This is a genomic window from Marinococcus halophilus, assembly GCF_900166605.1.
Lineage (GTDB): Bacteria > Bacillota > Bacilli > Bacillales > Marinococcaceae > Marinococcus > Marinococcus halophilus.
In genome coordinates this window covers 719,112-732,182 of record NZ_FVZD01000006.1, presented here as the reverse complement: position 1 = coordinate 732,182, position 13,071 = coordinate 719,112, and the positions used below count along the sequence as shown (strand labels likewise).

Here is a 13,071-nt window from a genome sequence, read left to right as displayed (position 1 = left end):
ATAACATGCAATCTGATGTATGTGCATGCATGAATCAGAAACGACTTTGTATACTTCTGTTAACCAGCCGGATAAACACACAAATAAGCAGAGACGCCTAAGCAGGCCTCTCTGCTGCATTTATTCCTGGTGCTTTTCTGCCATTTTCATTAAACGCTGCTGCACATTACCGTAAACAGTGTTAGAAGCGTAAAATCCATTTTCTCCTACCTCACCGGCATGTTCACTCATAAGTATTTCCATGCCTTCCTTCACCGTGTTCACCGCCCAGATATGGAAATCACCGGCCTCCACTGCCCGCCTAATTTCATTTCGAAGCATTAAGTGCTTAGCGTTCTGCGTCGGTATAATTACACCCTGAGTTTTTGTGAGTCCCTGCCTTTTGCATACATAATAAAATCCTTCAATTTTTTCGTTCACTTCTCCAATCGCCTGCACATCACCGAACTGATTAACAGCTCCAGTTACGGCAATATCCTGGCGGAGAGGCACTTCAGCCAGAGAAGACAGGAGAGCATACAGTTCCGTGCTTGAAGCACTGTCACCGTCTACCAAATGATAGGATTGTTCGAAAGTAATGCTTGCTGCAAGCGGCAGCGGCCGGTCGCTTGCAAACTCTGCCTGCAGATAGCTCGTCAGCGTATGGAGGCCTTTCGTATGAAAAGCACCTGTGAGCTGGGATTCCCTGTCGATATTAACGATGCCTCCACTCCCGGCATACGTTCGCGCCGTAACGCGAGTCGGGTAACCAAATGAATAGTCTCCTGTATGAGCAACAACCAACGCGTTGATCTGGCCAACTTTTTCTCCGCTCGTCGCGATATTGATTGTTCCGTCCTCGATCGACTCGTGAATAGCCGCTTCAGGCTGAGCCGACCGATAGTTTGTTTCTTTTAAAGCAGCGTGCACATGGGCCTGTTCAATAATAGCCGATTGTTCCTGCGCTGCCCAATAATCCGCTTCAATTAATAGAGATGTTACTTCGTGAAATTTAATGGAGAGTTTGCGCTGGTGTCCTGCTTCCCTGGTGCTGTAATCAATGAGTCTTGCTACTGCTTCTGATGCCAGGGGGCGCAGCCGTTTATTTTCACAAAAACAGGCCAAAAAAGTGGCGTACTGCCATATGTTTTCTTTCGTCCGCTCCATCATAGTAGTAAAATCCACTTTTACTTTAAAAAGCTTGCGGAATGTTTCATCTTCTTTTTGCAATTTTTGGTATAACGCATTGGTCCCGACCAGGAGAACCTTTGCCTGAAAAGGCACTGGCTCCGGTTCCAAATAAGTGCTTGCAAATATATCGGAATCCTCATAGGGGGTCTCAAGCCGGATATAGCCCATCCGCATAGCTCTTTTCAATGCTTTCCATGCAAACGGATGGGACATCAATTCGGCAGCATGCAGTATTAAAAAACCGCCGTTTGCCCTATGAAGAGCGCCGCCTCTAATATGGGAAAAATCCGTAGGACTCCCCCCGTTGCGGCCAATTTCCACTTTCCCGAACAAATTGACATATGTCGGGTGAGACTCATAAACGACAGGCGCTGCGGAAGTATCACTATTATCCACTAAAATATTAATTTCATAACGACGGAACGAAAAAGTCGATACAGGCGGCCGGCCTTCCTGCGTTTCTTTTACAGGTAGGAATTCCTGCCAGTGCTGAATAATGTCTTTTTCCATGTCCGACAAAAAATTATGTAAGCTTTCATTGATATATTCGTCCTTTAAAGTCGCAATAAAACCTTGAATGGATGTTTGCACCATCTGCTCGTCTGCTTCCCTGAGCTGGCGTCTTAAAACACGCTTTGCCACCTGCTTTTGCCTCAAAAAGTCATTTACCTGTCTGGTAATCGTCTGTGACTCTTCCATTATATAGTCCTGCCGGCTTTTTGAAAGCTCGTTATAGCTTTCATCACTATGAGGCTCCCCGTCTTCTTTAAGCGGAACTGCAACGATGTCTTCTTCTGTTTTTTCGAGAGCAAATCCTTTCACAGAGGCTTCCTCTTCAAGCTTCTCCCAGTGTTCATTAATTGCTTTTTCGTGCTTTTCCGCCATAGCTACTTTTTTCCGTTCAAATGATTTACTGCGCAGCGTCGTCGCGATCTCTTCCTGCAGATCCTCAATTAGCTCTTTAATATCTTTAGCAAACGGCACAGCCATGCCGGCGGGCAGGCTTATTACCTTCGGCCTCCGGGGGTCTTCAAAAGAATATGTATAAATCCAGTCAGCCGGCGCCGGTCTTTTTTCCGCTGCTTCTTTTGCTTTTCTGCGGGCGTATGTCGTTTTTCCAAGGCCGCTCGCCCCGGTTAAAAACATGTGATAGTTTTCTTCCTGAATATCCAAACCCATCTCCATAGCTTTCACTGCACGCTCTTGTCCAATCATTCCCTGAGTCCTGTCTGTTAATTCTTTCGTCGTATGAAAGGAAAACATGCGCGGGTCGCAGCGCTCCGCTAATGCTGAGACAGGAAGTTTGCAGCGCATTTCGGCTGTTTGCATATGTCTGTCTCCTTTCAAAGTACTGTTACTCCTTATTTCCCATTATACAGAGAATATATGCAGAAATATCATATATTTTGCAAAAAACTCCTGCTTCATTGAAACAGGAGTTGCCTCTTACTTATTGGATTTGACCGAGCCGGACGGTATCGCGGGCGATCATAACTTCTTCATCAGTAGGAACTACTGCCACAGCCACGCGTGAAGAGTCCGACTGGATGAACGTTTCACCCGAAGCCTGTCCATTTTTCTCTTTATTAATTTGGATGCCCATGAATTCAAGGCCTTCCATGACTTTTTCACGAACCAGTGCGCTGTTTTCCCCTACACCAGCAGTGAATATAACTGCATCAACACCATCCATACTGGCTGCATAAGTACCAATATATTTATGCATCCGGGTCAGATAAACATCCAGAGCGGTTTGGGCTCTTTCACTGCCCTCCTCCGCCTGCTGAACGACATCCCGCAAATCACTGGATGCGCCGCTTACGCCGAGCAGCCCGCTTTTCTTATTCAGTGTATCAATAACTTCTGCAGCTGTCTGGCCGGTTTTTTCCATTAAATAAGGAATCAGGGCGGGATCAATGTTGCCCGAACGAGTTCCCATCATCACGCCGGCAAGCGGTGTAAAGCCCATTGAGGTATCGACCGAAATACCGTGATCCACGGCTGTTATACTGGCACCGTTTCCGATATGGCACGATATAATTTTTAGGTCATTTTGCGGACGGTCCATTAACTCTGCCATTCTCTGGCTGACATACTTATGAGAAGTTCCGTGAAAACCGTATTTACGCACGCCGTATTTTTCATAGTATTCATAAGGAACACCATACAGGTACTTTTCTTTCGGAATCGATTGGTGAAACGCTGTATCAAACACCGCTACAGAGGGAACGTCCGGAAGAATATCACGGAACGCTTTAATACCGACAATGTTGGCCGGATTATGAAGCGGTGCCAGTTCGCTTACATTTTCGAGTTCATTCAGCACCTGATCTGTAATAAGGACGGAATCTGAAAAGGTTTCTCCTCCGTGAACTACCCGGTGGCCTACCCCTTCAATATCATTCACGTCGGTAATTACATCATATTTTGTTAATGAGTTCAGTAAAGCTTTCACAGCCTCTTCGTGATTTTGCAGTGATGGGTATTCGGTTTTCTTTTCTCCCTCTACTTCTACCGTAATAAAAGGCGTCTCCAGGCCAATCCGTTCGACGACCCCTTTAGTGATAATTGTTTCTTCAGGCATTTGCAAAAGCTGAAATTTCAGCGAGGAGCTCCCCGCATTAATAGCAATAATGGTAGACATTCTTTCTCCACTCCTAAACATTACTCTCTTTATTTATTGATAAACCCCTCTTGTACAAACCAGTCATTAATTCGCTTCATCATATCCTGAAGAGCTTCCTGGCGGCTGAACGACGGCAGTTCTGCCAATAGCGCCTGACCTGGCTGCTTTACCTCAGGACTTTTCTTTTGAAGCATCCATATGCTTTTGGAGGCTTCTTTAGCCTGAAACATTGTTTCGGGGAGCTGAAGAAGCCCGAGTGTATGCGCATGTCTTTTCACATACGCCTGAAGCTCCGCTGCTTTTTCGTCTTCAAACAAATTGTTGGGGATGAGAAGTACCATAAAACCTCCTGGCTTCAGCCGGTTCATCATCCCCTCCACAAGCAGGTGGTGCACGTAGGATTTTCCGTCCGTACTGCCCATCTGGTACAATTCGGCAATTTGGTTTTTCGGGTAGTAACCGACTGGAAGGTCACTCATCACTACATCCGGAGCGGAAGCGCCAAATTGTTCAATACTGTCCTGGTGAAACAGCTGAACAGCATGTTCCTGGAGGTTCGCCAGCGTATAGGCAATCTTGATTAACGTTTCGTCAACTTCCGAACCGTATGCTTCAATATTTTTTTCCGTCAGTTGATTTAATACAGCTGAGAGAAGATTCCCTGTGCCTACGGCTGGGTCTGCGATTACAAACTCTTTACGGCCATTCATTAGTTTGTCGACTAAATATCCCATGAAAATAGCCACGGCATCCGGGGTAATAGCATGGTGCTGCTGCACGGATTGCTTCATTCCTTTAATCAAGGCAAGCTGAAATGCTTTGCGGATATCTTCCTGTTCCATTGCTTCAGGCATTTTCTCTTCCAGGCTTTGCTCGAGGCGTTCTTTTTCCTCGGCAGATATACGCTGAACCACTGTGCCCTGAAAGATATCTTCCCCGGCTTCGGCTATCGCTTCTAAATACGTTATGCTCAGCTCCTGCTGTATCGTTTTCGTAAGGTCATCCAGCAATTCAAATAATTGCTCCACCGGTGTCGTTTCGGTCATGACAAGCCCTCCTTCTGCAGCGTAGTGCTTCTCCGCTCTCGCTTTACAATACGCCAGTATAGCAGATGTGTTCTGTAAAGAGAAGTAATGAAAACAGAAAAAAGCACAATCACTTCCCTGGTATCTGCACAAAATAAATGACGCCTTTGCAGGCGCCATTTTCTTCCTTAGTCTGTATTATTAGCCGCGTTAATTGCTGCTTCATAATCAGGGTGGTTCGTTCCTTCTGAAACGATCTCCTTATAAGAAACCTTTCCTTCACTATCTACTACAATTACAGAACGCGCCAGCAGTCTCATCTCGTCCATTACCAGGCCGAACTGTTTTCCAAAATCCAGATCTTTGTGGTCGGAGAGGACCCGCACATTTTCAATACCTTCTGCAGCACACCAGCGCCGCTGGGCAAAAGGAAGGTCACAGCTGATAGTCCATACTTCTACATTTTCAAGCGAAGCAGCTTCTTCGTTGAATTTCCGTGTTTGTTGCGAGCAGACACCGGTATCAATGGAAGGCACTACGCTGATCAACCTTACTTTACCAGAAGCATCACTTAGCGATACCGGAGTCATGTCATTAGCAAGTACAGTGAAATCGGGAGCGCTGTCTCCGACTTCTACTCTGCCTCCTACAAGTGTTACAGGTTTTTCTTTAAATGTTACTGCTGTCATCTTACTCCTCCTTCACTATTATCCTCGGGCCTTATTTTCTTGAATGAATGACCCTCGTGTCCGCAATCATATCATGGATGCCTGCCTTTTGTGGTGTGAAGGCTACCACAATATACGCCAGATTTGTAATAACGAGGCTTCGGTAAGCAAAGCGCAGAACAACTTCCCTGAAAATAATGTCAGACCATTTTAATTTTTCCCGGTTCACCCGGACAACTCTCAGCCCGAAAATCATTTTGCCGAGTGTCTGGCCATAAAATTTTGTCATTAACACAAAATAGCCGTAGGTAATTATCGCATTACACACAGCGTATAAAGTGATAAATCCCCAGATTTCTCCTTCTCCAGTAAAGTAAAAAGGAGAAAGAAGAAGGCCGTTTAACGAAAAAAGAATTATCAAATCGGTAAAGTATGCCCAAAAGCGCATCCAAAATCCCGCGAACAGATCTTCGTTCGTGCCATCACTTTCGCGGGAATTTTGTTTGGCCGGCTTCCCATATAAGGAATTACCGCCACGGTTGCTTTCTGCCGGGTCCTTTTGTTCCGTTCCCTGCTCATCTTCCGGATAGCGGCCGTTTGTAGTCGTGGTCATCGTTATCCCTCCTATCCTTCATACAAATACATTGGCCGCGGGCTGGCGCTTCCGACTGATTTAAGCAATTCCTGAAGCCCAAGCAGCTTTTCATCAGAAATGAACATTCCCTGCACAGTATTTTGCAGCAGCGACTGCCAGCTGAATCCGTCTGAAGTGTAACGTTCCACCGTAGCATCCCCCAGTTCAAGATCTTCTTCCATCATGGAAATGGTGTCCTCCGTCGTTCCAAGCTCGTCGATCAGTCCGTTTTCTTCTGCCTGCTCACCAGTATAGATACGGCCGTCAGCTAAATTCCGTGCTTTTTCTTCACTAAAGCCTCTTCCATCGATCACGACCTGCAAAAAGTCTTCGTACATATCGTCAACGATTCCCTGCATAATTTCACGGTCTTCTTCCGTAACTTCTTCTGTAGGGGAGCCAATGTCTTTAAATTCGCCGCTGGTTATGTTTACACTATCAATTCCCAGGTTTTCAGCTAATTCAGAGTAGTTCAGGGAGGACATAATTACCCCTATCGATCCCGTAATAGTAGCCGAGTGAGCGACAATTTTGTCTGCAGGCGCCGCCAGGTAGTAGCCACCGGAAGCCGCCGTATTTCCCATTGATACATACACAGGTTTATTTTCTTCTTCCTGCACCTCAACGACGGCATCGTGAATCTCGTCACTTTCAACAACTCCTCCGCCCGGGCTGTTCACATTAATAATAATGCCGTCCACGTCTGCGCTTGACCCGGCTTCTTCCAGGTTGCTCAGAAACTCTTCATGGTTATATCCTTCGCCGGAAAAAGCTCCCGAGCCGCTTGAGGATTGAATCGTACCTTCTACATCAAGCATGGCTATTCGGTTATCCGAAGAACCCCTTTTTACTATGTTTTCCTGATTCTGCTGATTTTGCGCCTGGTTCGATACTGTATTCCACAGTGAAAAAGCTGTCTGGGCACCCAGGGAAACGATAAGAAGCACCGCTGCCGCCAGTAAAGCAAACCATCTTTTTGCATTCATCATTATTCCTCACTCTCGTTAATAATTTCAATACTGCTTTTTTCCGGGTAAAAGACGACTTCATCCCCTACAACGGTTGCTTCCACTTCAGTTGTTAATATCTCTTCTGGTTCAATTTGAAACAGATCGTTTTGGAGTATTGTAAAGTCTGCTTTGTAACCAGGGGCGATTCTCCCCAAATCATGCTCCCGGCTGATCGCTTTTGCGCTGCCGCCGGTATAGAGATCCACCGCTTCGTAAGGAGTCAATTTTTCTTCCGGTCTATATCCATCATGCTTCTCCCCCGGGTTTTTTCTGGCCACTGCTGCATAAATCCCGGTTCTCGGATCCACCGATTCAATAGGCGCGTCTGAACTGCCTGCGCAGACAATGCCCTGATCAAGAAGCGTTTTCCACGCAAAGGAATAATAAAGCCTTTCTTTACCGAGACGCTCCTCCACCCAGGGGAAGTCCGAAAGCACAAACCGGGGCTGCAGATCAAGCGCCACCGGCAAAGCCTTTAACCTTTCCACCAAATCCTTTCTTGCGATCTGGACGTGAATGATCCGGTCTCTTACTCCTTCCGGCACAGGCCAGGCTTCTAAAGCATCAATTACATATTCCAAAGCCAAATCGCCAATAGCGTGAACAGCCACCGGCATATTTTCCCTTCGGGCATCCGCAACCAGCTGCTTTAGCTCTTCTCTCGAATGAATGGCCACTCCGGCCGTTTCAGGAGCATCATTGTAAGGCCGGCTGAGAAGGGCCGTGCGCCCGCCAAGTGCTCCATCTGCAAATATTTTCATGGCACCTAGCTCCAGGTTGTTTTCAAGGAGTCCATAAGCATGACCCTGCTGTATAAAATCTGGAAATACTTCGTGATGCACGAGAAGATGGGCCCGAAAAGAAGTGTCTGCCAAAATATTTCTAAACGTATTCAATGTTCTCTTAAACCCGCCATAGTAATTAAGGTCTTCAGTATGGCCACCGGTCAGTCCGCATTGATGCATATAGCGAACCGCCTTCCCGAGTGCATCGTGAAGGTATTCTTCGGAAACCTCTGGTATTTCATTTTTCACTAAATCGGCTGCCTGGTCCAGCAGATAACCTGTAGGCTCTCCTTGCCTCGATTTAACAATAATGCCTCCTTCAGGGTCCGGGGTGTCTTTATCAATACCAGCCGCATCCAGGGCGCGTGTATTAACCAGTGCTGCGTGGCGGCATATCCGGGTCAAAAGCAATGGATGGCCAGGCACTAAATCATCAAGCTCCTCCCGGTGGAAAATTTTCCGGTCCGGAAAATTGTTTTCGTTCCACCCTTCTCCGATGACCCACTCTCCGGCAGGAATTTCTTTTGTTTTCTCCTTAATCAGTGCAGCCATTTCTTCTGCAGAGGTGCACTCTGACAAATCCAGCTGGATCATCGTTTCCCCCAGCCCGATCATATGTAAATGACTGTCGGTAAATCCCGGATACATCGTGCTTCCATTTAAATTTACCCGGCGGCTAGATGGACGTTTCAGCTCTTTTTCTATCTCTGACAGGCTGCCTGCTTTTTCAATGGCGCCATCTGAAGTTAAGACTGCCTCCACCTGCTCTCCTTCTTTTTCCATCGTATAAATATTTCCGTTATACCAAAGTGTTTTCACAGCATTAACCGCCTCTCCTTTTTACGGGCGAAGGCCCGTTTTGTTTCAGGGCTTATAAAATTCCATTTTATACCATACTTTTAAATAAAAAAATACTTTAAAGAAGGTCTTCAAATTCTTCTTTTTCACTTTTTACGTTAGACAAAGAGATAGTCTTCGTTTCAGCTACCGCCTCATTAAACAGCTCTTCTTTATTTAAACGTTTTTCATACTTATAGACTAAACCAATTTTCGGTTTGGTCGCCGGGCTTTCCGGTTGAAATACGGTACAGCAGTCTTCATACGGCCGTACGGAAATATCATATGTGCCTATACGCTTTGCGATGCTGATGATCTCTTCTTTGTCCATAGCAATTAACGGCCGCAGTACCGGCATATTCGTGACCTGATTAATGACATTCATGCTCTCAAGCGTCTGTGACGCTACCTGTCCCAGGCTCTCCCCGTTTATTACTGCTTTGGCGCCTTCCTGCTCTGCTATTTTTGTGACGATTTCAAGCATGGCCCTCCTTGTAATTGTCATTGTATGATCGTCCGGCACCTGGCTCCGGATAGCTTCCTGAACCCGGGTAAAAGGCACCACATGGAGATTGATATTTCCACCAAACCGGCTAAGGGCCCGAACGATGTCTTCTACTTTTTGTTTCGCCCGTTCGTTTGTATACGGCGGGCTATGAAAATGAACAGCCTCGATCGTCACTCCCCGTTTCATGGCTAAATATGCAGCAGCCGGACTATCAATACCGCCCGAAAGCATACTCACTACTTTTCCGCTTGTACCTGTCGGCAGCCCTCCCGCTCCAGGGATCCGCCCGCAGCTGACGTACGCCCCTTGTTCGCGCACATCAATTTCCACGGTGACATCCGGGTCTTTAACGTCCACTTCGACTTCCTCAGTATGGTGAAGAATATAGCTGCCAACACTCGGGGCAAGCTTTGTCGAATGAATGGGAAAATCTTTGTTGGACCTTCTTGCTTCTACTTTGAAGGTTGTTTTCCTGCCCTCGTATTCCGAAAACATTTGATGGGCCGTCTGCTGTATTTCCTCTTCTGTTAGATCTGCCTTTCTTGCATAGCTGATTGACGATATGCCAAATACCGGTTTTACTGCCTCAATTACTTTTTCAGCAGGCTCGCCGAGCAGGTTTACCGCAATACGCCCGTATGTCCGCCTTACTTCGCAGCTCGGAAAGCCTTTCACCGCATGGTCAATGTTTTCCCTTAATTGACGCTCGAATTCTTTTCGATTTTTACCTTTTAAAGCAAGCTCTCCGAAACGAATTAATAAATACTCTTCTCTCATTGCTGTTCCTCCATAACCTTTTTTAACTGTGGCAATATCTCTTCACATATGCTGCATAAATAATTAGCTTCCTGCTTCTGTGTATCCGCAGAGAAGCTTATTCTCACCGCACTCTCCGCTAGTTTTTGTTCCCCTGTAACAGCAAGTACAACCGCAGAAGGCTCTGAGTTTTTCGATGCGCATGCCGTTTTGGTAGAAATGGAAACGCCTCTCCCCGCTAGTGCTTCAACGAGCACTTCTGGTTTGATACCGGGGAAGGAAACATTCAATATAAAAGGGGAGCTTCGTGAAACAGGCGAATTGAGCACTCCGCCGCTTTTCTTCAGCCGTGCAGCAGTCCATTTCTTTAATTCTTCAATTCTCCTGCTGTTTGCAGCATAATTTTCTTTCGCTAAGCGAAGCGCTTTGGCCATAGCTGCTGCTCCTGCGATATTCTCTGTTCCTGAGCGAAGCCCGTTTTCCTGCCCGCCTCCATGCATTAATGGCTCAAGCGTTGTTCTTGGATGCTTATACAGCATTCCTGTTCCATTCAATCCGTGAAATTTATGAGCTGAAACAGTGACAAAGTCCAGCCCTGCTTTCTCAATATTTAGCGGGCTTTTAGCTGCCCCCTGCACATAGTCCGTATGAAAATAAACGTTAGGATAGTGCGTAAGCATTTCTCCAATAGCTTCTATGGGCTGTACCGTTCCGATTTCGCTGTTCGTGTGTCCAACTGTAACAAGAATAGTATCCGGCTTCAGCGCCCTGCGCACCTCTTCAACGCTGATGCGTCCTTCTCTGTCCACCGGCAGGTATGTAACTCGATACCCTTTTTCTTCTAGATAGACACAGCTTTCCATCACTGACGGATGTTCGACGGCTGTAGTTATAATGTGGCGCCCAATATTTTTCCTCGAGGCTGCGGCCCCTTTTATCACTATGTTGTTCCCTTCTGTACCACCACTTGTGAACAAGCAGCATTTTGCCTCTACGCCTAGTTCTCGGGCAATCTGGCTTCTCGCAGATTCAAGCAGACGTTCAGCCTCGCCACCTTTGTGGTGAAAAGACGAGGGATTGGCAAAATAGCTTTCGGACGCTTTTTTGTATGCGCTCAGCACTTTTTCGTAGGGCTGGGTCGTCGCACTATTATCAAAATACATTTCAAATTCCTCCCAGCATTCATTAACATCATAAAAAAGAAGCCTGAGTTCAGGCTTCTTAGCTATTTGCTTGTCGATTATGCTTCTGTCAGCTGTACGTTAGATTCCTGCAGCACTTCTGTAACGAACCGGTCATCCACTTCCCGCACAGACGACGAAGCCACCTGCAGCGCATTCTCATACTGACCTTTGCGGAAAGCACTTTCTGCTTCTTTCAGGCTTTGGTCGAGATCCGGAGCATTCATGCGATATAAATTCCCTCGTTGAATAATACGCTCCGTCATCAGCGCCTGCTCTTCCATGCGCCGAAGCATGGTGGAAACTGTACGGACGCTTTCTTCTGCCTGGGCCACCGAATCGCGCACCTGGGCCATTTCAAGCGGAGTCTCGGAAAGGGCTGCAGTGGCATGGGCGATCTTGTCGTTTGCCGATTCTTTTTCATTCAGCAGTATCGGCGGAAGCTTGGGCAGTCTTGTTCGCTGCATTCTCATTTCTTCAATGCGATTTTGGCGTTTTAGTTCCTCAAGAGTTTCCATTGCCTGAGTCTCGTCTTTCCGAAGTACGCCAAGCTGGTTTTCTGCTTCCTGGATTCCTGCTTCTACTTCTTCCTGTTTTTCAAGAGTTTGTTTTAATTCCATCTCAATATGTGTATAAGAATGTTCTTTGATTTCTTTTTGCTCCTGCAATTGTAATACGCTTTTTCTTATCCCATCAACCTGTCGCTTTGATGAAGCAATCAACTGTTCGGATTCCGGCGGGATACGATAATTGGCTTCAATAAATTCTTTTTCCACCAATAGCGTCTGCATCCGCGTAGATAACTGATCCCGTCCTTCATGAGCCTTCGGCAGCAGCCGTTCGACCTCTGCGCGGGCTTCCACTTCTTCTTCAAGAATACGGTACACTTCTTCGTTGTAAGCGTCCATTTCAGTGAGCCGTTCTGCCACACCGTCCAGGTCAAGATTCTCAATGCGGGCCTGCAATTGTTCAGCTTCCGCTTCATTTTCATTCAGCCGCTGTTCAAAAGCAAATGCACCCATCGCATACCCCTGATCTTCCATTTCATAGAGGCCTGCACGCAGGGATTTCCATTCCTCGGGTAGGCGCCGCCGTACTTTAGCAAGCATATCCGGAACTGCATACAGCGATGCTTCTTCGCGTTTTAAATCTTCATCGAGCCCCTGCCTAAGCTGCTTCGCTTCAAATTGATTTCCTTGTTCCACCGCCTGGTAAAAAGCTTCAAAAGAAGACTGGAGATCGCGCATATGCTGGTCAAAAAGCGGCGCAGTCCTGCCCAGTGTATGCCAGTTTTGGGAGACAAACCGTTTTATTTCTTCGTATTTCTGTTCGGACTCTTCAATGCCCCGGCGGTTCTCAGATTCATTATGTACTAGCTCTTCTATTTCAAGGAAAATGTTGTTGATCTCTTCTTCAATACTGGCAAGCTGCGTATCGACAGCAGTAGTAATTTCCGAAGCCTGATTGAATTTATACTTATCTGCTTTTTCTTCGGCATCGTAAAGGGCCTTTTCAATATCCGGCAGATGCTTTCCTACAATTTCATCCCAGTCTTTACGCCACGATTCAAACTTTTCTTCTGTTTCTCCCGACATCGTCATGCCCTTGACTCTCGCGATTTCTTCAGCCACAGGCTGGTCAGCCATATTCGCCCTCGCGTCCTCCAGGCGGTCTACTTCCCTGTAAATGCGTCTGCGTCCCCATGCTCCGTATATAACAAACGCGGCGATAATAATAACCAGAACTATAATTACAATTGTTGTCGCCAAATTCCTCACTCCAGTTTTTCCCGCTGTGCATCCTTGTTTTTCAATAATTTACACGTTATGGGTTATACTTATCTCATACTTTAGTAGAAATGAATGTAAACA

The 13,071-nt window shown here is 46.5% G+C and carries 10 protein-coding genes; all 10 read right to left on the bottom strand.

Features of this window, described 5'->3' with window-relative positions; all coding sequences use genetic code 11:
* Positions 1-120 precede the first annotated feature (120 nt).
* On the bottom strand, positions 121-2,499 hold the full coding sequence (locus B5066_RS09825) for a Lon protease family protein (RefSeq protein ID WP_079475755.1): 2,379 nt from the start codon (positions 2,497-2,499) through the stop codon (positions 121-123).
* A 121-nt stretch (positions 2,500-2,620) separates the two neighbouring features.
* Positions 2,621-3,814, bottom strand: coding sequence for an acetate/propionate family kinase (locus B5066_RS09820; protein ID WP_079475754.1), 1,194 nt, complete (start codon positions 3,812-3,814; stop codon positions 2,621-2,623).
* A gap of 29 nt (positions 3,815-3,843) precedes the next feature.
* Positions 3,844-4,842, bottom strand: coding sequence for a class I SAM-dependent methyltransferase (locus B5066_RS09815; RefSeq protein WP_079475753.1), 999 nt, complete (start codon positions 4,840-4,842; stop codon positions 3,844-3,846).
* A gap of 167 nt (positions 4,843-5,009) precedes the next feature.
* Positions 5,010-5,510, bottom strand: coding sequence for a thiol peroxidase (tpx, locus tag B5066_RS09810; RefSeq protein ID WP_079475752.1), 501 nt, complete (start codon positions 5,508-5,510; stop codon positions 5,010-5,012).
* A 31-nt stretch (positions 5,511-5,541) separates the two neighbouring features.
* A complete protein-coding gene (locus B5066_RS09805; protein ID WP_079475751.1) occupies positions 5,542-6,102 on the bottom strand; it encodes an RDD family protein in 561 nt (186 codons plus the stop codon).
* A gap of 11 nt (positions 6,103-6,113) precedes the next feature.
* Positions 6,114-7,109: a signal peptide peptidase SppA gene (sppA, locus tag B5066_RS09800; RefSeq protein ID WP_079475750.1), complete on the bottom strand. Its 996-nt coding sequence runs from the start codon at positions 7,107-7,109 to the stop codon at positions 6,114-6,116.
* Between the two features lie 2 nt (positions 7,110-7,111).
* Complete coding sequence (locus B5066_RS09795; RefSeq protein WP_079475749.1) at positions 7,112-8,737, bottom strand: amidohydrolase; 1,626 nt, start codon at positions 8,735-8,737, stop codon at positions 7,112-7,114.
* Positions 8,738-8,834: 97 nt separating this feature from the next.
* A complete protein-coding gene (thiI, locus tag B5066_RS09790) occupies positions 8,835-10,040 on the bottom strand; it encodes a tRNA uracil 4-sulfurtransferase ThiI (RefSeq protein WP_079475748.1) in 1,206 nt (401 codons plus the stop codon).
* Entirely contained in the window at positions 10,037-11,182 is a 1,146-nt protein-coding gene (locus tag B5066_RS09785) for a cysteine desulfurase family protein (protein WP_079475747.1), read from the bottom strand. Before B5066_RS09785 ends, thiI begins: the two co-directional genes overlap by 4 nt.
* 77 nt (positions 11,183-11,259) lie before the next feature.
* Entirely contained in the window at positions 11,260-12,969 is a 1,710-nt protein-coding gene (locus tag B5066_RS09780; RefSeq protein ID WP_179124084.1) for a septation ring formation regulator EzrA, read from the bottom strand.
* Positions 12,970-13,071: the final 102 nt, after the last annotated feature.

Bases quoted from the DNA above. Each gene is read 5' to 3' on its own strand.
- B5066_RS09825 (WP_079475755.1), bottom strand. From the start codon at position 2,499: ATGCAAACAGCCGAAATGCGCTGCAAACTTCCTGTCTCAGCATTAGCG.
- B5066_RS09820 (WP_079475754.1), bottom strand. From the start codon at position 3,814: ATGTCTACCATTATTGCTATTAATGCGGGGAGCTCCTCGCTGAAATTT.
- B5066_RS09815 (WP_079475753.1), bottom strand. From the start codon at position 4,842: ATGACCGAAACGACACCGGTGGAGCAATTATTTGAATTGCTGGATGAC.
- tpx (WP_079475752.1), bottom strand. From the start codon at position 5,510: ATGACAGCAGTAACATTTAAAGAAAAACCTGTAACACTTGTAGGAGGC.
- B5066_RS09805 (WP_079475751.1), bottom strand. From the start codon at position 6,102: ATGACCACGACTACAAACGGCCGCTATCCGGAAGATGAGCAGGGAACG.
- sppA (WP_079475750.1), bottom strand. From the start codon at position 7,109: ATGAATGCAAAAAGATGGTTTGCTTTACTGGCGGCAGCGGTGCTTCTT.
- thiI (WP_079475748.1), bottom strand. From the start codon at position 10,040: ATGAGAGAAGAGTATTTATTAATTCGTTTCGGAGAGCTTGCTTTAAAA.
- B5066_RS09785 (WP_079475747.1), bottom strand. From the start codon at position 11,182: ATGTATTTTGATAATAGTGCGACGACCCAGCCCTACGAAAAAGTGCTG.